This window comes from Listeria monocytogenes, assembly GCF_041765605.1.
GTDB classification, from domain to species: domain Bacteria; phylum Bacillota; class Bacilli; order Lactobacillales; family Listeriaceae; genus Listeria; species Listeria monocytogenes_D.
Map to the genome: position 1 here is coordinate 666517 of NZ_CP168900.1, position 23743 is coordinate 690259.

Annotated in this window: 24 protein-coding genes and 1 tRNA gene; 18 read left to right on the forward strand and 7 right to left on the reverse strand. The window is 36.8% G+C overall.

What is annotated here, in order from left to right:
• Window positions 1-2 precede the first annotated feature (2 nt).
• Window positions 3-497: a DUF5067 domain-containing protein gene (locus AB2Q86_RS03290; RefSeq protein WP_012581818.1), complete on the reverse strand. Its 495-nt coding sequence runs from the start codon at window positions 495-497 to the stop codon at window positions 3-5.
• Window positions 498-576: 79 nt separating this feature from the next.
• Window positions 577-1719: a serine/threonine-protein kinase gene (locus AB2Q86_RS03295; RefSeq protein WP_003729347.1), complete on the reverse strand. Its 1143-nt coding sequence runs from the start codon at window positions 1717-1719 to the stop codon at window positions 577-579.
• A 106-nt stretch (window positions 1720-1825) separates the two neighbouring features.
• Here AB2Q86_RS03295 and AB2Q86_RS03300 point away from each other — a divergent pair, with 106 nt between their 5' ends.
• The 5 genes from AB2Q86_RS03300 (at window position 1826) to AB2Q86_RS03320 (ending at window position 4212) form a co-directional block, all read left to right on the forward strand.
• Window positions 1826-2281, forward strand: a complete 456-nt coding sequence (locus AB2Q86_RS03300; RefSeq protein WP_003722815.1) for a hypothetical protein — start codon at window positions 1826-1828, stop codon at window positions 2279-2281.
• 55 nt (window positions 2282-2336) lie between these two features.
• The gene (locus tag AB2Q86_RS03305; protein ID WP_003729349.1) at window positions 2337-2729 is read left to right on the forward strand and encodes a DUF1398 domain-containing protein; all 393 of its coding nucleotides are present in this window, start codon (window positions 2337-2339) and stop codon (window positions 2727-2729) included.
• A gap of 96 nt (window positions 2730-2825) precedes the next feature.
• Window positions 2826-3566 carry a sulfite exporter TauE/SafE family protein gene (locus AB2Q86_RS03310; protein ID WP_003729350.1) on the forward strand — a complete coding sequence of 247 codons (741 nt, stop codon included), beginning with the start codon at window positions 2826-2828 and terminating at the stop codon, window positions 3564-3566.
• Window positions 3567-3651: 85 nt separating this feature from the next.
• The gene (locus AB2Q86_RS03315; RefSeq protein ID WP_003729351.1) at window positions 3652-3930 is read left to right on the forward strand and encodes a hypothetical protein; all 279 of its coding nucleotides are present in this window, start codon (window positions 3652-3654) and stop codon (window positions 3928-3930) included.
• Between the two features lie 15 nt (window positions 3931-3945).
• The gene (locus AB2Q86_RS03320) at window positions 3946-4212 is read left to right on the forward strand and encodes a DUF3116 family protein (RefSeq protein ID WP_003729352.1); all 267 of its coding nucleotides are present in this window, start codon (window positions 3946-3948) and stop codon (window positions 4210-4212) included.
• Between the two features lie 38 nt (window positions 4213-4250).
• On the opposite strand, the gene AB2Q86_RS03325 is transcribed toward AB2Q86_RS03320, so the two are convergent.
• From AB2Q86_RS03325 to AB2Q86_RS03335, 3 genes are all read right to left on the reverse strand, one after another.
• On the reverse strand, window positions 4251-4694 hold the full coding sequence (locus AB2Q86_RS03325) for an N-acetyltransferase (RefSeq protein ID WP_014589015.1): 444 nt from the start codon (window positions 4692-4694) through the stop codon (window positions 4251-4253).
• Window positions 4695-4724: 30 nt separating this feature from the next.
• Window positions 4725-5426 (reverse strand): SGNH/GDSL hydrolase family protein, encoded by a 702-nt coding sequence (locus AB2Q86_RS03330; RefSeq protein WP_003729354.1) that lies wholly within the window; start codon window positions 5424-5426, stop codon window positions 4725-4727.
• 84 nt (window positions 5427-5510) lie between these two features.
• Window positions 5511-7190 carry a DUF6044 family protein gene (locus AB2Q86_RS03335; protein ID WP_012581816.1) on the reverse strand — a complete coding sequence of 560 codons (1680 nt, stop codon included), beginning with the start codon at window positions 7188-7190 and terminating at the stop codon, window positions 5511-5513.
• 303 nt (window positions 7191-7493) lie between these two features.
• Between AB2Q86_RS03335 and AB2Q86_RS03340 the strand changes: the two genes are divergently transcribed.
• The 6 genes from AB2Q86_RS03340 to AB2Q86_RS03365 all read left to right on the forward strand — a co-directional run bounded on the left by AB2Q86_RS03340 (window position 7494) and on the right by AB2Q86_RS03365 (window position 15100).
• On the forward strand, window positions 7494-12230 hold the full coding sequence (locus AB2Q86_RS03340) for a Cna B-type domain-containing protein (protein ID WP_012581815.1): 4737 nt from the start codon (window positions 7494-7496) through the stop codon (window positions 12228-12230).
• 95 nt (window positions 12231-12325) lie between these two features.
• Entirely contained in the window at window positions 12326-12601 is a 276-nt protein-coding gene (locus AB2Q86_RS03345) for a hypothetical protein (protein WP_003724373.1), read from the forward strand.
• 42 nt (window positions 12602-12643) lie between these two features.
• Entirely contained in the window at window positions 12644-13171 is a 528-nt protein-coding gene (locus AB2Q86_RS03350) for a cysteine hydrolase family protein (RefSeq protein ID WP_012581814.1), read from the forward strand.
• Between the two features lie 86 nt (window positions 13172-13257).
• A complete protein-coding gene (locus AB2Q86_RS03355; RefSeq protein ID WP_012581813.1) occupies window positions 13258-13962 on the forward strand; it encodes an HAD family hydrolase in 705 nt (234 codons plus the stop codon).
• 113 nt (window positions 13963-14075) lie between these two features.
• Complete coding sequence (locus AB2Q86_RS03360; protein ID WP_012581812.1) at window positions 14076-14492, forward strand: Rrf2 family transcriptional regulator; 417 nt, start codon at window positions 14076-14078, stop codon at window positions 14490-14492.
• A 14-nt stretch (window positions 14493-14506) separates the two neighbouring features.
• Window positions 14507-15100 (forward strand): class I SAM-dependent methyltransferase, encoded by a 594-nt coding sequence (locus AB2Q86_RS03365; protein WP_003722834.1) that lies wholly within the window; start codon window positions 14507-14509, stop codon window positions 15098-15100.
• A gap of 65 nt (window positions 15101-15165) precedes the next feature.
• Here the strand turns inward: AB2Q86_RS03365 and AB2Q86_RS03370 are convergent, their stop codons facing one another.
• Together AB2Q86_RS03370 and AB2Q86_RS03375 are read right to left on the reverse strand one after the other, a co-directional pair.
• Window positions 15166-15954 (reverse strand): NADAR family protein, encoded by a 789-nt coding sequence (locus tag AB2Q86_RS03370; RefSeq protein WP_012581811.1) that lies wholly within the window; start codon window positions 15952-15954, stop codon window positions 15166-15168.
• 139 nt (window positions 15955-16093) lie between these two features.
• Window positions 16094-16183, reverse strand: a tRNA-Ser gene (locus AB2Q86_RS03375).
• An 869-nt stretch (window positions 16184-17052) separates the two neighbouring features.
• Here AB2Q86_RS03375 and AB2Q86_RS03380 point away from each other — a divergent pair.
• From AB2Q86_RS03380 to AB2Q86_RS03410, 7 genes are all read left to right on the forward strand, one after another.
• On the forward strand, window positions 17053-17664 hold the full coding sequence (locus AB2Q86_RS03380; protein WP_012581810.1) for a hypothetical protein: 612 nt from the start codon (window positions 17053-17055) through the stop codon (window positions 17662-17664).
• Window positions 17665-17685: 21 nt separating this feature from the next.
• The gene (locus AB2Q86_RS03385) at window positions 17686-18048 is read left to right on the forward strand and encodes a hypothetical protein (RefSeq protein WP_041176483.1); all 363 of its coding nucleotides are present in this window, start codon (window positions 17686-17688) and stop codon (window positions 18046-18048) included.
• A gap of 407 nt (window positions 18049-18455) precedes the next feature.
• Window positions 18456-18989: a DUF3267 domain-containing protein gene (locus tag AB2Q86_RS03390; protein WP_012581808.1), complete on the forward strand. Its 534-nt coding sequence runs from the start codon at window positions 18456-18458 to the stop codon at window positions 18987-18989.
• Between the two features lie 63 nt (window positions 18990-19052).
• Entirely contained in the window at window positions 19053-19970 is a 918-nt protein-coding gene (locus AB2Q86_RS03395; RefSeq protein ID WP_003729364.1) for an aldo/keto reductase family oxidoreductase, read from the forward strand.
• Window positions 19971-20235: 265 nt separating this feature from the next.
• Window positions 20236-22116, forward strand: a complete 1881-nt coding sequence (locus AB2Q86_RS03400) for a heavy metal translocating P-type ATPase (RefSeq protein WP_012581807.1) — start codon at window positions 20236-20238, stop codon at window positions 22114-22116.
• Between the two features lie 95 nt (window positions 22117-22211).
• Entirely contained in the window at window positions 22212-22940 is a 729-nt protein-coding gene (locus AB2Q86_RS03405; RefSeq protein WP_003724383.1) for a hypothetical protein, read from the forward strand.
• Between the two features lie 139 nt (window positions 22941-23079).
• Window positions 23080-23730, forward strand: a complete 651-nt coding sequence (locus AB2Q86_RS03410; RefSeq protein ID WP_003724384.1) for a transaldolase family protein — start codon at window positions 23080-23082, stop codon at window positions 23728-23730.
• Window positions 23731-23743: the final 13 nt, after the last annotated feature.

The window sequence follows — 23743 nt, forward strand, 5'->3', positions numbered from 1 at the left end:
TCTTATTTTAATTCAAATGATTTTTTAACAGAGTTTTTGCTTAAGCTGATTAATTCTTTTGCTTCTACATCGACTTTACTTTGTGTATCTTGTAGTGTATAAGTACTTGTTACTTCTAAAGTTCCTCCAGGTTGCACATCTTTATCAACGCCACCTAAGCCACCATCTGTTGCAATGGCTGTATCTAATTGAGTGCCATTTTGGAATGCTTGTTGATCAATAGCTACCATGAAAGAAATATTTTCTTTACTGTTGTTCGTGAATTTTGTTTTGATTGCAATAGCATCTTTTCCTGATAAATCCTTCACTACTTCTGAGCTAAGGATTTCTACTTTGTAATCCCCAAGTTCATTGGAATCTGCTTTCTTTTTCGTCTCGGCTTTAGCTGTTTCTGGTTTTTCTGTACTTGCTTTATCCTCAGTCCCACCACATGCAGTTAGTGCTAGGGCAAAAGTAACAATCCCCATTAATAGTAAAACGCTTTTCAATTTTTTCATTTTCTTCTCTCCTTCATTTTTTATCTGTCTCTATTAGACCATGTGGAGAGAATAAAAGTCCTATGCAGTGGGCATAGGACTAGGAAAAGATTTCATTATAAATACCATAAATAGATATGCAAACAATAATATAAATGACAATGCCTGCTTTCCTTGTACTAGGAGAGGATGATTTAAGTAAAGGCAATTTGGACCAAATCCCACAAAGATTAGTAAAAATGACAAATGCAGGAACGATTAAGAAGAAATTATTAAAAAAGTTTACTATTGGCGACATTTTGACGCCCTCGGTTGGCGGGGTGAATAGACCAAATAGCAAGAATATATAACCTAATACGCCAACAACCATTTTCCAAGGCGTTCCTGTTCTAAAGCCGGGAATATGTTTATACCATGGAATGAAGTCTTTTTCGTAATCCGCTGATACCTTTTCCCAGTCAGGTTCAGTAGAAAAATTATCTAACTCGGTGAAATCCGACAATTCAGAGACGTAGCTTGGGCCAAGTGAATCGTTTTTGACTGCTGTTCTGAAATCTTGAATGGATTGATAACGCTGTTCAGGATCAAAGGCTGCTGCTTGCATCGCTATTTTTTCAAGTGAGGTAGCTTGTTCTTTATCAGGTAAAGTATTTTTTCCAAGTAGCAGTTCCAGCATCAGAACACCGATACTATAAATATCCGACCGGGCATCTGTTTGCGAGTAGCCATATTGTTCTGGGGCTGCATAACCGATTGTGCCGAGATTGACGGTGTCTTGATTTTTGCCGACTTCAAATACACGTGATGCATCAAAATCAATTAATTTTAATACGCCGTCGCTAGAAATCATAATGTTAGATGGCTTAATATCTCGGTGAATAATCGCATTTGCGTGTAATTCTGTAAGTGCATCAGACAACATCAGCATTAGCCGTGTAACTTCATCCGCATCAAAAGTAGCATTTGCTTTCATTAAGTCCGCTAAATTTTTTCCATTTATGTACTCTTCATAAACAATTAATTGATTCCCATTTGGAATCATTGCTTCTATTTTCGGTAAGTATTTGCTAGATAAGTTTTTAAGCTGTTCGATTACAGGCGCAAAACTACTTGGGATGATTTTCCGAACAAATAGTTCTCCCGTTGAGGTATTTCTGGTTAGCACAGCAGGGTTCTCTTTATTATTTAGGTTATCTAATTCTTTATATTGTTCTTCTATAAAAGCGAGTGTCATTTCTCCCATTTATCAAAAATCCCTTCTACACTTTATAGTAAAATTATAGCATGAAGCATAGTAGTCGGGTACATATTTCGTGCTATAATGAAAAAAACAGTCGGGGGTGTGCCTTATGGATGGAGAAAAAGAGACAAGTAAATTACTTCATGAATTAAAAAAAGCGACCAATTTACGCCAAGTATTAGATGAAAACGAGGCGGAATTTAAATCAAGCGAAATGGTTACCTATTTAAAAGAATTATTAGCGGAGAAAAAATTAACCAAAGCAAGCGTCATTCGTGCGGCAAGACTCCATGAAACATATGGATACCAAATTTTCAGTGGCGTTAGAAGGCCGTCACGCGACCGGACAATCGCTCTTTCTTTTGGATTCAAATTATCAGGTTTAGAAGCAAGTAGATTGCTAAAATACACAGAATATCCACCTCTGTATGCAAAAAATCGGCGGGATGCGATTATTATTTTTGCGTTAGATCATGGTTATACGTTAGATCAAACCAATGATTCGCTCTATGATTTAGAAGAAGCATTAATTGAAACATACAAAGAAGAAAAGCCGCTTATTTAGATTTAACTAGAAATCGTGTATAATTTAGGGAGACCTAAATGATTGGAGACTAGTTATGATTAATGAGCAAACAATTTTACAAGCAGCAACAAGTGAAAAAAACGCCGGAGATTTTCCTAAAGTAGTTCAAGGTTTTAAAGATTTAGGCGTTACTAAATATCAATTTTTAGTCGAAAAAGGTGTTTATGTATTTTGGGACGAAATGGGCAATCAAGTGGAATCTAAATTAAATGGTGTTTCTATGCCAGTCTCCGAAGAAATTTCACGTGACAATATGAAAGATGCAATTAAACAAGCACAAGCGGGAAAAATAGATTTTGAAATATTTATCAAACTAGCTGGGCTAGCAGGTGTCAGACTGTGGGAAGCTGATTTAACTGCAATGAAAGTAACCTATATAGATAATACTGGGAATGATTTAGTTATTGAGCCAATCCCGAGTATTTAAAACGCAAAAGACAATAGTTTATTGTCTTTTTTTAGTACTTTTAAATTTTTGAAATATGTTATGCTGAAACAGTTGAAAGAAAAGAGGTAAAGTATAATGGATATGATTACGTACTTTCTAATTGCACTAAGTACAAGTGTTGTAGGAAGTTTTTTAGGAATAGGTGGCGGAGTTATTCTTTTGCCAATTCTACTCTTAATGGGCGTTTCTCAAGGAACAGCAGCATTTAGTTCGGCGCTTACTGTCTTCACGATGGCGATTTTTACGTGTAGTATTTATTACAAGAGAAAGCAAGGGAATGTAGGCTTAGCACTGAAAATTGCTGTAACTAGTATCCCGACGACTTTTCTTGGTGCGATGGTGAATCAAATGTTGCCAGAAGCAGTTTATCGCTTTTTGTACGGAGCGTTAATTGTTGTTTTACTAGGGATAATGATTTGGAAAAAGAAACGGCATAATGAAAAACCACATTTTTTAAGTGAATATCGCATAATTCCATATGTATTCGGTGTAATTATTGGGTTTTTAGCGGGCTTATTTGGCATCGGTGGCGGGCCAATTGTCATACCAATTTTGCTATTAATTTTCATGTTGAATCAAAAAACAGCATCAGCGACATCCAGTTATGTGACATTACTGACGTCCCTTGCAAGTATCGGTTCCTATGCAATCATTGGTGGAAGTGACTTTTCGATTGGGATTTACATGATACCAGGGGCAATCATCGGAGCACTCATTGGCACAAGATTAAATAAACTCCTGGATGAAAAATGGATTGCGATTCTATTCAATGTTTTACTTATCGCCCTATTTGCTTTAAATTTAATTAAAATTTAACCTCGAACAAGCTTTGAATGTAGCTTGTTTTTTTGTTGTCCTCCGTTGTTTTATGTTAAGCTTAGAGAGAGTAGGAGGGGTTAAGATGAAAAAAAGTTGGCCAGATTTTGCTGCATTTTTACTGACAATCCTAACTGTAACTTGGATAATTTTAACTTGGGGATTACATATTTCTGACATAGTACCTGGAGGCGAAAAAGGTGTTTTGTATAAATTAATTCCACTTTTTTTAGGAATAATTTCAACAATAAGTGTCTTTTTTGTGAAAGAAAAATTGATAAGATGGATTCTACTAGGTTTTAACATTTTATTATTAATTTTAATTTATTTTGTGTACCATATTGGGGAGATTGGGATGTTTTAATAGGGGGTTGATAGAATGGATGAACCAACCAAAGCGGTGATCTATCAAATTTTATCTAGAACAGAAGAACAAAATGCGACGATGGATCATTTGGTTTTCGAAATGATGCAATTCCCTGGTGCCGCGGATTTTACTAAGAATGAATTGCTGTTTGGCATTTATTGGCTAGAAACGTATCATTATATTTTTCGAATGAATGAAAATCAAAAGACGAGATACTACCGAACGGAAAAAGGGCATGAAAAATTAGCTGAACTAGAACTTTTAAAAAAGAATAGTTAAAAAAACAACTTGATTTCCCGGGAAATCAAGTTGTTTTTTTATAAATATTTAGCCATCGTAATATCGGTGTTTTGAAAACCAACTTTATTATATAAGCCGATAGCTGTTTGATTATGTGCGAATACATGTAGCTCAATTTTAGTAATCTCCATGTCTTTCGCAAGTTTGTCTAGTGCTTCTAATGTTTTTGTTCCGAATCCTTTACCACGGAATGCTTCGAAAATCACAAAATCATAAATGAAAGCATGTTTACCAGAGCGAGTTTCGTCCACATGGAACCAGATATAACCGATTTTTTCGCCTGAGATAATGCTGTAGAGATATTCATTTGGTGTAGTAATTCCGTCATATAGCAATTTGTTGAAAGAGTCTTGGGATTTAGCTAAGGCTTCTTCTTCAGCCCATGTGCCGGCCTCAACTTTTTCATTTGCGTAATCTGTAATGGCTGTAGATAAAAAATCTTCTAAATCAGAAGCGGTCATTGTTTGTAAATGTAAAATAAAAATTCCTCCTTATGCTTTATGGAAACTTGCGTACTGAATGAATTTCTGAGACATGGCAATATGACCAGCCTCGTTTGGATGAATACCGTCAGCACAGAGCAAATTTTCATAATGAAATTCAGCGAGAAAACTATCACGGACATCAATAATATGGCTACCAGTTTCGGCTGCGATGCGCGAAATCGTATTGCTATATCGTTCCTGCCAGCGATAAATCATCTCTACATCGCCACCTAAAAACTGCAAAATATTATCTTTATTTAGTCCATTTCTCGTAATGAATTCAAAATAACGTTTTGCGTGAAGGGGAGGCAATGTCATTAAAATGGGTTTAATATCCAGTTTTTTTAGTCGTGCAATCATTTCAAGTAATTGCGTTTCAAAAATGTTAAGTGGGGTGCTAGGAATGTGCTCAGCTGTCGGATTTTCGGAAACTTCCGTCCAGTTAAAATCACAATCATTTCCGCCAAATTCGATAATGGCGATATCATTTGTTGCATCTTTTGCTAAGTCTTTTGTTAGAATTTCGTGGCCTTTAGTGATTGTACGACCCATTGTGGAATGATTTTGAAAAGTCAGGCCAAGTTTTTCAGATGCTCGTTTAATGCAGTTGTTTTTAAGCAATGTATAGCGATTTTTTTCAGGGTTGAAAAGAACGCCTTTCATAATACTATCGCCCCAAACACCAACTGACTGAATGGTTTTCTTCATAATCATCACTCCTTTTATTAATCATACCACAAAAAAAGCGAAAGGCGCGATTAGTTCGTTAAGAAAAAATCACGCCTCACGCTTTTATTTAGTTGCTTTGTATAAATAGATTTTCCAGTAAGATTCCTTATTATCGAAGGCTTTTTCGAACTGTAGCCCAACTTCTGAAGCATTATCAATCGGAACAGCTGATAGAATATACTCGCCGCCAACCTTTTTAAATGCCTCTGAATTAAAATCTAACTGTTTAATGTGTTTTTTCGAATCCTTTCCGAAATCATAATTTTTCCCTAATTCAGCAGAAAATAAATAACAACGATTGCCCCAATTATCGTAATAATCTTCTAAAACAGGACTCTTGTCTAGTTCCCCAGCAATAATTTTGCGAAAAGCCCTTTTATAAGCAAGAGGATAGGAATTCACATACCCATCGACAGTATAAAAGCCACTTTCTTGGGAAACAGACGGGTGTAGGCCGATACTTCCGACACGGTAACTTGACTGGGGTTTGCCAATATAATCTTTAATTTCTTCCATTTGCTCCGTGGCGTAAAATTGATTAATGCTTGGCGAGTCATTTCCAGTGCGGTAGTAAATCTCAGAATTATTAGCGAAAACTACAACAAGCTGCAGCGCAATCGCCACATAACCGAGCTTTCGCCACCAATTTCCTTTTTTGATTAAATAAACAATTGCAAGTGCGAACAGTCCATAAAATAAAAACGGCTGTAAAAAATGGAAGCGCGAAAAATTAAATGTCCGCATGATTTCCACATGTTCTTTAAGCCCATTCCAGCCACGGTACCACCAAAATCCGTACCAAAAAGATAAAAACAAATTAAAACCAAACAACCATAAAAATAGTTTTTCTTTGACCCATTCTCGTTTGACAATGATTAATACGAGAACAAGAAGTAATACTGGCAAAATAACAAATCCTGCGAGCGCTTGGTCATGGGTGTGCCCATAGATGAAATTTTTAAAACTTAGACGAATCGAACTTGAAAATGACAAATTGGGTAAACTAAATTCACTCCTTGAATCCGGCTTAGCATGAAGAAACATGCCATAAATAAAACGATAATTCACTAAGATGTAAATCAAACCCATGTATATTATGCTAAGCAAAAATCGAATATTTACTTGTTTTTTCTTCATAACATCATACAACCAAATACAGCCAACCATTACTAAAAAGAAACAAAATCCTAATATTAAACTGGAATAAAATGGAAGTAGCGTCAGTATAATCACATTCCAAATTCGCCGCTTATTATTTCTAATGTTTAAAAATGCCCACAAAGCAAGTGGCATTCCAAGTGTACTCAGCATGCCTGATGGCCAAAAGGGTGTCAGCGCAAAAGCTAAGGAAACAAAATAAAGTGGCACGAGATATTTTTTATCTTTAATAAGGTAATCTCTTGCCCATAAAAATAGTCCTAAAAATGCAAAAACACGTGTAATTAACTGACTCATCGCAAAGGCAATTGGTGTGCTGAAAATCATGTAAAGCCAATCAATCCCAACAAACTCTGAATCAAATGAATCTCTGGGGACGCTGTCATCCATTATTTGATCTATATTTGCTGTCCCGACTTTAGCGGTATAATCCCCGCTATTCAAAACCATTTTGTACCATGTCACATTAGAATCCAAGTTATCATGAATCCTTACATGACTATTCCCGCCAAGAATAAATAATGGAGCGACATAAATTACCAATAACAATACTGCAATAATTAGCCACTTATGCTTTTTCCACATAGTTCTCCTCCTTCATTATCTCTACTATTATATGTACCCGAGAAAACTAGTTTCAATTATATCAAAGGAAACGAGATTTGTTCATTCATAAAGGTATAATTTTAACACCATCTTATCCTTGTTCGAAGATTGATTGTGGCGAAAACGTCACAACTTCCTCTTTTATATAGGCAGTTTTGTCTGATTGGCTTGTTCCAGGAAGCCGTTTTAGCGAGTATGATACGTTTAAGATAATTATTCAAGTAGAACAAATAAGGTCTATTTTGAGTAATTTCAATAATTAGTAGTAAAAGGAGAATTATCATGCTAAAACACAACTGGCAAAAAGTGTTCGTTGTAATGGTTGCGGTTGCGCTTGTTTTTCAACTGGTTCCATGGTCTAATATCTTCGCCGGAGCAGAAGGAAATCAAACAAAAACAACTCAACCAGATAATCAAAAAGTAGCGGATGAAAACAAAACAACCGTAATACCTGACAATAAAGAGACAACTAAAAAGCTAGTTAATGGAAAGCAATTACTAAAAGGTTCCGTTGATTGGAATTTTACAAATAAAGTAACAGACGCAAACGGGAATACGAAAGAAACTTATGCACCAGGAGACTCACTCAAGTTTTCATTAAGTTTGGCAATTCCATCCTATTCAGAAGCAGTCTTGGATGAAACTTATACATTTTGGATACAAAAAGACTTCTTCCAAGGAGACAAAGTGACATTTGTTAATCCTGCAATTGATGGATTAACGCCGAGACAAAATGTTTTTACAGATGATTCCATGAAAAACTCGATTGGCACAAAAACTATTAATGGTGTCCAGTATATTGGTTACACACTCAAATTTAATCAGAGCCCAGAAGCATTGGCAAAATATGAAGATGAGCCGCTTACTAACGCTAAATTTGATATGTTTGCAACCATAAGTACGACTATTACAACAAAAGAAGACTATCAAGCCATTGTAATTGAAGATGATAAAGATGTAGATATTAGCAAAATTGAGGTCCCTGTAACACCCCCAACTCCAGATACAGATAATGGCGTACTCACTGCTTCTAAAGTAATCGATTCTGCTTGGCGGTTAGATAAAGACACTGGAAAATATATTAAAGTCGCTACATCGTCCACAAATTACACACCTGAAAAAGATGATCTAGTTTTCTATTATGTTTATGCCACAAACAATTCAGGGGAAAATACCGTTTTAGAAAAAATGGTAGATGAATTACCAGCTGGTTTTTCCATTATTACGGAAGGTTCACCAGAATGGCAGGCTTTATCAACCGCATCTGGCTCTTCGCTTCAACGCGGTTGGATTGCTTCAGCAGACCAAACAAACCTTGCCCCTGGCGCAACTAGATACGAATTACCATTTTCCCCAGCTCAGACTATCTCCAAAAATGGCGGAGGTATTTATAGAACAATTGCAGCAAAAGTAACAGATCCAACGAAAGATTTGACTAACGTTACTAAAAGCCCAACTAAAGGCGGCGAAGGTAAATCTGGTTCTGTAACGCCAAGTGGGAAAGATGTTTATGACATGGCAATTACGACAAAAATTAGCTCCACTTACGATAAAAACAATAAATATATTGGTGCTGTTAGTAGCACAACTACGCCCGTTTCTATATCAGAAGGAAGCACAGTTGGCGTGACTTACACCGCGATTAACCAAGGGAATTATACAAAAGATGTTGTCGTTTATGCCTATGTACCAGCAGGTTATGAACTAAATAATGATACATCTGATTTCAAAAATACGAATGATAAATGGAAATACGAAACAACCGTGCCTAGTGGTGGCGGTGTGTGGAGTGATATCAAAGTTTACTCCATTACACTTTCTGGAGGCATGGCATCAGGTGCAACTGCAACTGCGACAATGTATATGAAAGCTATCGGTATGCCAGATGATGGGACTTATAGCGCAGTAGACTTTTACATGGCTGGAGAAATCGGTTCATTTTCTAACTTTAATGGTGATTCTACTTTAGACGGAGCAATTACCGATGTAGATTCGACGCCAGATATGAATCCAGGAAATGATCTGATTAGCAATGTTGATGGTTCTACTGTAAAACCTATTGATGGCTTCCAAAAAGAAAAACCACATGTTGTAAAAGAAAATGCTAAATCAACAGCGACTTTACAAGATGAAGATGATTTCGATTTTGATTATGTCACATTCATTAAAACACCAGAAGTAATTCCATCAGAAGGAAAAGTGTTTGAAAAAACACGTCTATCAGCAGCTGATGCAGAAAAAACAGCGCGCAATATGATAGGTAGCGACATCATGGGTTCTGCCTTGAAAGACTATACGCCTCTTGCCGACGATGGTAGAATTACTTCACCAAAAACATATATGGTCTATGAAATGAACATTAACCCATCTGGAGTAGAAGACACACTAAATTCTTCGTTCACAGATACACTTCCAAAAGGGTTGAAAATGCTTGAATATGATATTGCTGGTTTAAATTCTAGCAATAAACACATTTATGGTTTTACAACGAACAAATTTGAAGGTACACCGAAATTCACAAATGCAGACGGACAAGACGTTATTGTTTATCAAAAAGGCTTATATTCCGAGAAACAAGTTTGTATTGCCAACTCCACTTTAAATGACGTTGGAGTAAGATATTTCGGGAATAATGCGGATAAAATGGGTGTAACTGGTTCCGTAACAAAAGATGCACGTACACTAACCCTTAATTTTGGACAACCGTCAGCAGACCCGATGTATAGTGAAACAAAAGCAGCTTACAAAGTGTACATGATTGTAGTTATTGACCCAGACGAAATTGACTACAGCAGCATCATGCAAAATAAAGCAACATACACTTACAACGATAAAGTTATTACTTCTTATGAAAATAGCGAAATGTACTGGGATGCTGGCGGCGGTACGGCCTATGCGAAAAAATATGTTTTAGACAATAAAACAAATGCATATGTAAGTGGAAGCCAATATAACGTAGCTACTCCTGATGCAGACGGTAATTTATCAGTTGGCTATAAAATACGAGTAAGAAGTGCGTATGAATTCGATAAATCTTCTATTAATATTGGAGACGTTATTGCTGCAGATAATTTTAAATCTATCTCTAATGTGGAAGTAAATGGTTATGAGGCAAGTCCAAATACGGGCTTCCAAATTGACGGGGAACTTGAAAATCCCGTACCACTTGCTGCGGATAAATATGCGGTAGAAGCAAAAGCAACTGCAAATACACTAGATATCACAAATCCGGCTGACATTCCACAAATGCAACTATATAACGTGCTTTTCAAAGTAAATTATCAAAAAGTGAAATATGGCGCGAAACTAGTTAACCAAGCAGCCGGGTCAGAAGTTGCAACTGTTGTTCCATTAAACTTAAATCTTCTAAAACAAGACGATATAAGCAAAACAGCATTGACAGGCTATGAATTCAAAGCTTATTATGCGGACGAAAACGGAAAAGCAGATTTAACAAAACCGGTCAAAGATACAAATAATAACGAAATTGTTATGACAGACTCGTCTGGCGCAGCAAATTTCATCCCGACTGGGTATAAAACAACTTCTAAAAATCAAGAATGGAATGTAGTTCTTGTTGAAACAAAGACACCAACTGGTTATGAATCAAATGAAAATAAAGAGTATCCAGTTACAGTGAAGAGCGATGCGAATGGTAATTTATCCATTCCAACTAGCACAGAAACAGGCCTTGAAATCACCAATGATGATCACGGCGCAGCAACAGCGACTATTGACAACCATGCAGACGTGAAAATGATTGATGTGAATGGCGCGAAAACTTGGACTGGTGACAAAGAAGCAGATCGTCCAGATTCCATCGAAGTACAACTTTTACAAGACGGTGTAGCATACGGTAGCCCAATTACTGTAACAAAAGCAGACAACTGGAAATACGAATTCAAAAATGTTCCAGAAACAAATGCAGATGGAACTAAATACACGTATACAGTTTTAGAAAATACAGTAGCTAACTACACAAGTGCTGTCACTGGTCTTGATATTAACAACACATTAATCAAACCAGATGTAAAAATGATTAATCTTGACGGTCAAAAAACGTGGAAAAATGATACAGAAAACGATCGTCCCGCATCCATCGAAATTCAATTACAACAAAATGGGCAAGATTACGGTTTCCCAGTAACAGTTACAAAAGATAACGATTGGAAATACGAATTTAAAAACCTACCAGAAACAACCAATGATGGAGTGGCTTACAACTACACAATTGTCGAAAAAGCAGTTCCAGGCTATGAAACCAAAGTCGACGGAATGAACGTCATCAACACGAAAATAGATGCACCAAAAACCACTGTCTCTGGTGAAAAAACATGGAAAAACGACACAGCCAAAGACCGTCCAGACTATATCGAAGTACAACTTTTACAAAATGGACAAACTTATGGTGATCCAGTCAAAGTAACGAAAGAGAACGACTGGAAATATAGCTTCAAAGATTTACCTAAAACCGATGCTAACAACAACGCTTATCGTTACTCTGTTACTGAAAAAGCAGTTCCAGGCTACAAAACAACCACAGATGGAATGAACTTAACCAATACAAAAGTAACCGATGAGAAAAATGTAACTACAGCGAGCGGCACAAAGACTTGGGTGGGAGACAATGAAAAAACACGTCCAGACTCCATCGAAGTACAACTTTTACAAAACGGTAAAGCATACGGAACACCAATCAAAGTAACAGCAAAAACGAATTGGAAATACAACTTTACCAACCTTCCAGAGAAAGACAAAACAGGTGAAAAATACAGCTATACCATATCTGAAAAACAAGTATCTGGCTATAGTGTAAAAGTAAAAGGCATGGACTTAACGAATACAAAAGTAACAAAAACGACACCAAAAGAAACACCAAAAAATACACATTCTACCAATAAACCAAGTAAAACGAAAAAATTACCTGGAACTGGTGATACGAATGGTATGTTGCTATTTGCTGGTGGATTAGTACTATTATTCTTAGGACTACACCTTAGAAGAAAAAGTACCAAATAAAGAAAACAGCCGATCCGAGTAAGCTTGGGTCGGCTGTTCTTTTGAATAAAGTAAAATCGGGTATACAAATAAAAATGAAATAAGGGGGCTTCATGATGAAAGAAGAGCTACTGCAAGCAATCGAAGTCGGTGAGCCAGTTTTACTTGTAACGGCAATCGGGTATATTGTAGGAATTGTGGAAACAAAAGGAGAGCTTATTCGCTTAAACGATGTGTATATCAATTGTGTTTCAGCCAGTAGAGTAAACCGTTTCAGCCGAGGCTTAGCTGTGAACGTCAATCAAGTCATCGGTATGCAACTATTAAGTAAGTCGGAGAAAGACGAAATGATTGGCGGCTGGAAGGCATATGTGGCGCCTACAGCTGGCTAAGCTATGATATAATATAAACAGCACTTACGGAGGTCTGAACGAATGATATTATTAGTTGTTGATACACAAAAATTAATTATGACAAATAATCTTTACAATTTCGATTCACTGGTACCCAATATAGAACGATTAATCACCAACGCTCGGAAAAATAAAATAGAAATAATTTATGTGCGACATGACGACGGCCCTGATACAGAACTTACAAATGGAAAAGAAGGCTTCGATATTTACGAAAAATTCCAACCAACTAAAGACGAAAGAATCTTTGATAAAACCGTAAATAGCGCTTTTAAAGGAACAGGCTTACTTGCTTATCTCAAAGAAAAAGGAACGAAGAAAATTGTAGTAGCAGGATTGCAAACCGATTTTTGCATTGACGCCACGGTGAAATGTGGTTTTGAACATGGCTTCCAGATGATTGTTCCCGCCCACGCCAATTCGACGGAAGAAAACCACTTTATGTCGGGGGAGAATAGTTACAAGTATTATAATGAATGGATGTGGCCTGATCGTTACGCGACCTGCATATCTATAGAAGAAACAATTAATGAAATGGAAAATAACTAAGAGAGTCTAAGCATTACGCTTAGGCTCTTCCTACTTTTTTGATTTAATGGTAGAGTAAAAGGAGTGAATTTTTGCAGGAGGAAATGATGATTAACTTAATTTTTGATATTGACGATACAGTTTATGACCAACTAAAACCATTTGAAAATGCATTTAAAGCTACTTTTGGCAAAGCGGACCACCTGAAAATCGAAAATTTATATATTAAAAGTCGATTTTATAGCGATGAAGTGTATCACCGCGTTGTCCGAGGCGAAATGCCGAAAGCAGAAATGCACGTTTACCGGATTACGCAGGCGCTCAATGATTTTGATTATCAAATTACCAAAAAAGAAGCAGAAGCCTTTCAACACGCCTACGAACAAAACCAACGCAAAATCGAACTTACGTCAGGAATTAAAGAAATTCTCACATGGGCGAAAAAGAATCATATAACTATGGGAATCATTACGAACGGACCAAAAGAGCATCAACAACATAAAATAAATGATTTACAAATAAACGAATGGATTCCAGCTGAGCATACTTTTATTTCTGGTGGAGTAGGTATCGAAAAACCAGACAAAAAAATATTTGAGCTAGTAGAAAAGCAAATTGGAATTAATAGTGCAGAAACCTATTATATTGGTGATTCTTTTGAAAATGATGTTATCGGATCAAAAAGTGCTGGCTGGCATTCGATTTGGTTGAATAGACGGGATCATTTGGAGCCAAAAGATGCAGCCTACCACCCGGATTATTGCGTTGAAAATGAGCAAGAATTATTTACGCTTTTACAGAAAATATTTTAATTTTTTAAGACCTTTTTCCATTTTTGGGAGAAGGTTTTTTAGTTATGGATTGACAAATATGTATAACAAAGATATTATAGAGTCATTAAGTCTTTAATTAAGAAGGTGAAAGTATGAAATTTTCCAAAGCAACCAATTATGCACTACATACGATGGTTTATTTAGCTAATTTATCACCAGAAAAGTCTGTCGGTGTGAAAGAACTTGCGACCAGGCAAAATGTGTCGCCAACTTATCTATCTAAAGTGTTGACGATGCTAGTGAAAGCTGGCTTTATTGAGTCAGTAACGGGCGTTAATGGTGGGTATAAGTTAGCGGAACCAGCGAGTAGTATTAGTTTTCTTGATGTCATTCAAGCGATTGAAGGGAAGGGCGCCTTTTTCCATTGTGACCCTAAAAACCATAGCGAAAGCCAGCCGCACTGCTTGATTGGCGAAGTGATGAATAAGGCAGAGCAACAAATGGAAGATTATTTAAGCAAACAAACAGTAGGTAGTATTGTCGTAGAAATTGAAAAACATCAACATTAAAGGAGTGCTAAAAAATGAAACATCATCATAATCATCACGGGGAAGCTGGTTTTAAACGGAAAGTAGATTATTTAGATCGGCCAGAGCGGAGCGAAGTGCTGTCGCCAGAGGATTTTTTGCAGGCAATGCCAATCGGAAAAACAGCAAGTATTTTAGATTTAGGAGCGGGAACAGGATTTTTAACGATTCCAGCTGCAAAATTGGTTGATAATACAGTTTTTGCATTAGATTTAGATGCGAAAATGTTGGAATTAATTGAGTCGAAAGCGAAGGAAGCGGGTTTGGCTAATGTAGAGACGTTAGAAGCCAGCATGGATGATATTCCACTTGAGGCAAATTCGGTGGATGTTGTGCTCGCATCGCTCGTGTTACATGAAGCAGATTCTCTCGCGGATGTTTTGCGTGAAGTGAGTAGAGTTGTGAAAACTGGCGGCTACTTTGCTAGTTTGGAGTTTGATACGAAAGGAACTGATTTGAAAGGCCCACCAATGGAAATTCAGATTTCTGCGGAGAAATTGAAGGAAGAGCTTGCGGGATTTGGGTTTGAAGTGGTGAAGAATTGGCAGTTGGATGAGGGTATGTATGTGAGTATTGCGGTGAAGAAGTAATACGACGACATTGTATATCGTTTAAAAAAAGAGTAGGTGGGTATGCCTGCTCTTTTTTCACTATATTATTTTACTAGATTCCAATCACATAAAGATTCGTTTTCCCAAACACGACGGAGTTCATCCCGTAATTCCATTAGTGCCAACCCTAGAAGATTTTGTCCGTGCCGTTTCAGCGGATTAGGCATATTGGGAGAACCACTAGGATTTGTCTCAACTAAAATGCTATATCCTGTTGAAAGTAAGTAATCTCTTAAAATGCGCTTTTGATTAAATTTGTTCCAGTTTCCATATAACGCAATAGCATATTTGAATTTATCCCAAATATCTTGGTCAAATGACTGTACTTCTTTATCAAGTGCTTGAATTTGCTCTAGAGAATTTGTTTCTAAAACTTTTTGCTTCGTAGTCGTATCATTAAATAACTCAGCTTTTTGCTCTATCATAAACTGTTCCATGCAGCAGTATTTTTGAGTGGAAACAGAGAACTCTTCCATCCAGCAGTGGCTGAAGTAGCAATTCTCAAATAAGTAAAGTTCAGGCTGATTTTCATTTTTCATTTGATTAAAGTTATATTTAGGCAAGCCAGACTGTTCCCAGATTGGGACACAAAAGTCTCCGTGAGAAATAATTTCGTCGGGATGTTTATCTTCCCACCAGCCATCCCAAGTGATAGGTTCTGGAAATAGAGTTTGGTATTCTAGTTTTTCTGAGGAAGAAAGAGTTTCCCACCATTCAAAAAATTTAGTTTGATAATCTTCGCCGTATCCCATGCGCCATCCAATAGAATAACGTTCAATTTCTGGATAAGCCAACCAGAGAGGCGGCAGGATGTTTTTATTGTGTAATGACATAGTAATGTTCCTTTCGTGCAAGGTTTCTTATTTCTTTTAGTCTAGCATAAATATAAGGTAGTTTGGAAAAAGTTAACAAAATAAAAAAAGTTACCTCTGATCAATAATTTTTTTGAACAGCAGTAACCTTTTTTGGGAACGGAGAAACGGGGATTCGAACCCCGGCGCGGCATACACCGCCTAACAGATTTCGAGTCTGTCCCCTTCAGCCGGACTTGGGTATTTCTCCATGTTGATATCCAATGTTTCGAGGATGTTTGAATGTTTTTGACTATCAAATCAATTTCAACAGATTTTATTTTAGCATAAAATTAGGAAAAAGAGAAGCAGTGGAATCTTTCTTTTCCTGCATGACATGGTTATACATATTAGAAATTATTTGTATAATGGTGTGTTCTAAACGTTCTTGTACTTATTTCGATGATGGGCCAGCTTCGAGCAGTTTGACAACAAATCAGCGTTGTAGAAGATTGTAAAAAAGATTATAGAGCTACAACTATTGCTATTTGCAATTGTTGTTATAGCAGGAATGGTCGTTACAGTGTTAATAAAGTAAGTTCTATATCTAAAAACTTTAACCTCACCGTTAGGGTCTTTTTTATGCAAAAATATCCCGAAAAAATTCGAGCTTGCTACTATGTTGGTTTATTTTGAAACGTATGTCAAATAGCTAATAGCTGGATGAAATAATGAACGAAAATCGTTCATGTGAATTTTATTATATATAATTAATGAGAGTTAATACTTTAATATGTAATGAATAATTATACACTTTCATTCATTTGTAAGAGTGATTTTTTTGGATAAATAAATAGATTTTATATAAAAAACAAGACATATTTTGAGTGAGTATGTACTTTTTGTGACGAAGATAAAGAGGGTTGCATAAATCATGAATAATAAGATGGAAATCGAACTTTTTTGTGGCTGAATATATAATGCTACACATATTGTGTAATAATTATTCTAAACAAGTCATGTTTTTAGATGTTCATGACAAGAATCGGACATTTCATTACATTTTTGGTTATACATCGTTTTTTCATGATAGAATCATTTTGAAAACTAGAATATACATAAAGGGAGAGAAATGATATTATGAAAAAAACTTTTTTAAAACATGTGGTGGCACCGATAATTGTTGCCCTTTTAGTATTAACGCCTATTACACATGTATCTGCAGCAGTAAGGAATGTTGATACAACTCCGGTTATTACGCAAGATGAAGTTGAAAGTGGTATACAAGATAATAGCGATGAATTACCAGATGAATTTATTGTTAGAGATCAAATTAGTCCAAATGAGCCTGTTAGCCAAGAAAGACAACTATTAAAAAGTGCAAGTTTAGGTTATGAAAAATGGACGAAAGTATCGAAAACAAGAAAAGTTACAAAAGGTTTTATCGCTTGGCATCCTGAGTGGAAAAATTATCAATATAACGTTTCCGGTTATTTTTTTAGTAATGCGAAAGTATCTGTTAGCGCGAGCGTTGGTTATGGTAAGTTTAGCTTCTCTGTTGCAAAATCAAGTTCAGCTGGGCAATATATTAAGGCAGACCCTAAAAAGTGGACAAGGCCTGCAATATATGGAAATGTAGATATTACAAAGTATACGGTTAAAAAATATAATGGCGCTGGAATATACACCGGGTCAACAACAAAATATACCAACACTGCGACAGAAACGTTTATTAAAAGCCGTAATAAATAAAATGAAAAGAGAGCTAATAGAATGAAGAAAAAATGGTTGCTATTAATAGTGTCAGTAATAGTTCTTTGTGCAATAATATTTGGGGTAAAGTGGTTGTTATATAGAGACAACCTTGTAGAAATGATGCAAGTTGATGACGTTTTATATATAGTGACGTATGAACCTGCAAAGAAAGAGGACGCTTTAGAGAAAATTGGTGAGATAGAGCATAGAATTCGTCATTACCGAATACCAAATGAAAATTTCACTTCGAATTATTTAAGTGAAGGAACAGAAGTTTATAAAGCGAAAAATGGAGATGAATTTCCAAGGACTATTTTGTTTAAAGAGGATGGCGAATATTTTATTGCATCAGAGGCGATGAAGCAGCCTAATAAAAAGTGATAGTATGTTTTTTCTCTTAATAGAGAAATTTTATCGTATAAAACTAAACGAAACATATTTAAAAAGTGTGCTTAATAGCATGCTTTTTATGTTTAAGAAAGAGGACTATATTTTATTACCACTTTATTTTTAGGAATGTTCGTTTGCGTTATTTCTTTAAGAGATGACGAACGAATAATTGATATTAATATAGAAGATATTGTTTTTTGTAAGGTTGTGACATGAGAGTATATAGCTTTAACGATTTAAAGGCTTGTAAAAATTTATAGAAACCAACAAAAGAAAAACTTTTTACCTCCTTCAGCCGGACTTGGGTATTTCCTCACTATGACATAGAATGCCGACAAGAAGTATTGTATAATTGTAATAACGAAAATATCAGCGTTTTTATAAAAGGAGCGTGCTAAATGGAAAGAAAATTGGTTCAAGAAATAAATTTACTAGAAAATAAAAAATTGGTTATGAATTTGAATATTGTTGCGATTGTTATTGTGCTTGTATTAACTGTTTTAGGAATTGTTTTTTCAGGCGGTTTCCAGATTACAAATGGTTTGGCGGGAGTTATGTGGCTTGGCGTAGGTTATTTAGTAGCAATTATTATTCACGAAGCCGTACACGGGATTTTCTTTAAAGCATTTCGTCCAGAAGCAAAAGTGAAATTTGGTTTTAAAAATGGGATGGCTTATGCTGGAAGCCCCGGAGCATTTTATACGAAAGCACAATTCTTTATTATTTCGATTGCGCCATTTATCGTTCTTACGGGTTTGTTCATTTTTCTGCGATTTCTTGGGGTGAATGAAGCGGTTCTTTATTTAATTTTTGCGTTACATACGTCTGGTTGTGTCGGGGATTTTTACTACTGCATTCTCTTGATTAATCAACCGGCTGGAATCGTTGTAGAGGACACGGATAAGGGAATTAGTTTTTATTCAGAAGGTTAAGTTTGGTAACGATTACAACAAAGTGTTAGAATAAGGATATACTTTTAGAAAGAGGTGCTTGGTTTGAAACGTATAACAATTGGTAATAGCGCTTTAACAGCTTCAGAAATTTCGCTAGGATGTATGAGAATGGCGGATCTTAGTAAAGAGGATGCCAACAAAGTGATTAATACAGCACTTGAAAATGGCATTGATTTTTTTGACCACGCGGATATTTATGGCGGCGGTAAATCAGAGGAAGTTTTTGCTGATGCAATTGATATGAATGCAACTATTCGTGAAAAAATGATTCTTCAATCAAAATGCGGAATTCGTCAAGGATTCTTTGATTTTTCAAAAGAGCACATTATTGCTTCTGTGGAAGGTAGCTTAAAACGCCTGAAAACAGACTATTTAGATACACTTTTACTTCACCGTCCGGATACACTTTTCGAACCAGAAGAAGTAGCGGCAGCTTTCACAGAATTAGAGAAAAGTGGAAAAGTGCGTCATTTCGGCGTAAGTAATCAAAATCCAGGTCAAATTGAACTATTGAAAAAATACGTAGATCAAGAATTAATCGCCAACCAACTGCAATTTAGTATTATGCATACGGGTATGATTGATACTGGTTTTAATGTGAATATGACGATTGATCCTTCACTTGATCGTGACGGCGGTATTTTGGAATATAGTCGCTTAAACAACATGACAATCCAAGCATGGTCACCGTTCCAATATGGTTTCTTTGAAGGAGTTTTCTTGGATAACGATAAATTCCCTGAATTGAATAAAGTAATCGACAAAATTGCTGCTGACAAAGGTGTAACTAATTCAGCTATAGCGGTTGCGTGGATTCAGCGCCACCCAGCGAGCTTCCAAACAGTGGTTGGTACAATGAATCCGGGAAGAATTGCTGATATTGCAAAAGCTTCTGACGTAACACTTAGCCGCGAAGAATGGTATGAAATTTACCGTGCGGCTGGCAACCAATTACCTTAATGAAATCAGACACTTGGGCTTTGTGCTCAAGTGTTTTTTTATGTATTGGAGTGATAGTGAAATTCATTCTCAATTAGAATGCAATTTTATCAATTAGTTTGATATGTCATTAGGAAAGTGCTATAATAACAAGTGAGTTAAGGACGCATATTTTTATATTTATTTATAATAATTATTGTTTAATCTGTTTTTCGCGGTTGCGAAAGCAGATTTTTGTGTTTTTTAGGGTAATGGGAATCATTATCATTTGGAGAGGATGAGCATAATGAAGGAATGGATGAAGCAGAATTGGCAATTTATTACGACGGGCATTAGCGGGATTTTGATTGTGATTGGTTGTTTGGTCGGTAGTGAGGTTGGCGACTTTTGGACAGCGGTTATTTTCCTAAGTGCCTTTGTTATCGGTGGTTTTGAGCAAGCTAAAGAAGGCATTCAAGCGACTATCCAAACGAAAAAGTTGAATGTGGAGCTCTTAATGATTTTAGCGGCTACTGGTGCATCGATTATTGGTTATTGGTTTGAAGGGGCCATACTTATTTTTATTTTCTCGGTTAGTGGCGCTTTAGAAACGTATACGACCAATAAAAGTAAGCGCGAAATCACGAAATTAATGGCATTTCAACCAGAACGTGCCTTTCGTTTGCTTCCTAATGGAGATTTAGAGGAAGTGGCTGCAAAGGAGTTACAACTGGATGATATGTTATTTGTTCGGCCTGGAGAAAGTGTCCCAATTGATGGAGTCATTGTTCGAGGTTCAACTACTTTAAATGAAGCAGCCATTAATGGGGAATCAGTGCCAGCGACGAAAACAGTTGGTGCGGATGTGTTTGGCGGGACGGTCAATGTAAGCAGCGCCATCACGGTCAAAGTAACGCAAACATTTGATAATACGATTTTTAGTAAGATTATTCGTTTAGTAGAATCGGCTCAAAGTGAACCTTCGAAAACTGCTCGCTTTATTGAACGATTTGAGGATGCTTATGTAAAAGCAGTTCTATTATTTGTGTTAGTAATGATGTTCTTGCCTCATTTTGCTTTAGGGTGGTCGTGGAATGAGACGTTTTATCGTGCGATGGTTTTACTAACGGTTGCTTCCCCTTGTGCGCTAGTGGCTTCGGTAACGCCTGCGACTTTAGCGGCAATTTCGAACGGTGCACGTCACGGGATTTTGTTTAAAGGCGGCGTACACTTGGAAAATTTGCGCGGTGTAAAAGCTGTTGCATTTGATAAAACCGGGACGCTGACAAATGGTACACCAGAACTGACAGATCGGTTATTTGCTGAAAATGTCGATAAGCAACAAGTAATCAATGTAGTTGGAGCGATGGAGCGACAATCTTTACATCCGTTAGCTGCGGCTATAACGCAAGACCTAGAGGCGGAAATCACCGAAAAGTTAACAGAAATTGAAGTGACGGATGTACCTGGATGGGGAGTACAAGCGGTCTACCGTGAGGCGATTTGGCAAGTTGGTAAGGCTGGATTTGTCGGAAATGAGGAAGCTAGAGTATTTTCAAATGGTGCATTTGAGCGACTTGCGGGTGAAGGGAAAACGATTGTATATGTAGCCAAAGACGGCGTGATTCAAGCTATGTTTGCCCTTAAAGATACATGCCGGCCTGAAGCCATTCGTACAATCAAGGCGCTTCAAGCAAAAGGAATTAAAACCATAATGGTGACAGGAGATAACGAACAAACAGGTGCAGCGATTCAAGCCGAACTCGGAATGGACTATGTTGTTTCCGGTTGTTTACCTGAGAAAAAAGTGGATGTGTTAAAAGAATTGTCGGTTACTTATGGCAGTGTGGCAATGGTTGGCGATGGAATTAATGATGCTCCGGCTCTTGCACATGCGGCGGTTGGAATTGCAATGGGCGAGGGGACAGACATCGCGATGGAAACAGCGGATGTTGTTTTAATGAAAAATGATTTGGAGAAAATCCCATATGCTTACAACCTTTCTGAACGGCTTCACTGGATTACTTGGCAAAATATTTGTTTTGCGATTGCGGTGATTCTTGTTTTGATAACAGCGAATGTTTTCCAACTAATCAATTTGCCATTTGGCGTTGTGGGACATGAGGGAAGTACTATTTTAGTTATTCTAAATGGGCTTAGGCTCCTTCGATCCAATCGGAAAAAGTGATAAATTTGACTGCTTGTCTATTCCTAGTCTAAGATGGATGAGCAGTTTCTTTTTACGAAAAAAGGGGTATTACATGATAGATTGGAGATGAGTGCATGAAAAAGATCAATTGGACACAATGGATAGCATTATTTGTTTTTGCGTCAATGGGGATTTCTGTTGTTTTTACTATTTACGAAATTTTTACAGCACCGATCAAGCAGCCAGCAACTGGACCGCATGTGACGTTACGAGGGGACTATATATTTTTACTATTTGAAATTATATTAGGAATTTTTATTTTGTTGCTACCTTCGATTATTGCACGACGCTTCAAATTTGAAATACCTGGTCTTGTGTATATTTTGTTTATTGTATTTTTATACGGATCCATTTATCTTGGTACAGTTCAAAAATTCTATTCAACCGTGCCACATTGGGATAAAATTTTACATACTTTTAGTGGGGCGATGCTTGGAGCAATTGGCTTTTCGTTCGTTAGTTTGCTAAATGCTAATAACAAAGTTGTCATGAAACTTAAACCGGGCTTTATCGCTGTATTCGCGTTTTGTTTCGCGGTGACAATGGGGGCTTTCTGGGAAGTGTATGAGTATACTTTTGATGGGATTATGAACTTAAATATGCAGCGTTATAACCTATCTAATGGAACTCCGCTCACTGGTCGCGCTGCACTGGAGGATACGATGACAGATATTATTGTCGATATTATTGGCGCACTATTTATCGTCATCGTCGGCTATTTTGCACTGAAAAAAGGCCGACCATGGATGGAACGCTTTGAATTCAAGCGGAAAAACTGGAAGAAAGAACCGAAGAAAAAATAGCGACAAAAAACACCTCGGCACGTGGAGGTGTTTTTTGTTGTACAAAATCGCCAACAACTTTGGGTCTCAGAAACAATTGACTGGCTCGTGGAACTTTTCTACACTTAAAATGAGAAGAAAACTTTGAAGGAGTGAGGAAATGTTTTTAGATACGGGGAATTTAGAGGAAATAAAGAAAGCGCTTCAATTTCCGTTTTTTGAAGGTGTAACCACTAATCCGACTATTTTATTAAAGGAGAATAAGCCGAGAAACACGCATATAGCGAATATTCCAGCCAAAGTTGTGTTTGTGCAAGCGGCTGGGTTAACGGAAGAGGAAATCTGGGAAGATGTCCTTCGAATTCAAGCAATTGAGCCGGCAGAAGGTACGGTAATCGGGTTGAAAATCCCAGCCCACGAAGCCGGGATAAAAGTCATCGCAAAAGTTCGCGCTAATTTTCCAAATGAAATTATTTTAGCAACAGCAATTTTCTCATCGGAACAAGGTTATATTGCAGCGCTCTCTGGGGCAGATTATTTAGCGCCATATTATAATCGCATGGAAGTAAGCGGACTAGACGCAGCGAAAACAATAGAAGAACTACGATACGTGTTAGATTTGCAAGGTCTAGAAGATGTAAAAATCATGGGAGCAAGCTTTAAAAATAGTCGTCAAATCATGCAAGCATTAGCTAGTGGAGCTGATACCGTTACGATCGGCTATGATTTATTTTTACAAATGATGAACAAACCTCTAGCGCTTGAAAGTATTGAAAAATTTAATGAACATCAAGCTGCTTTACCAAAATAAGCAAAAAAAGAAG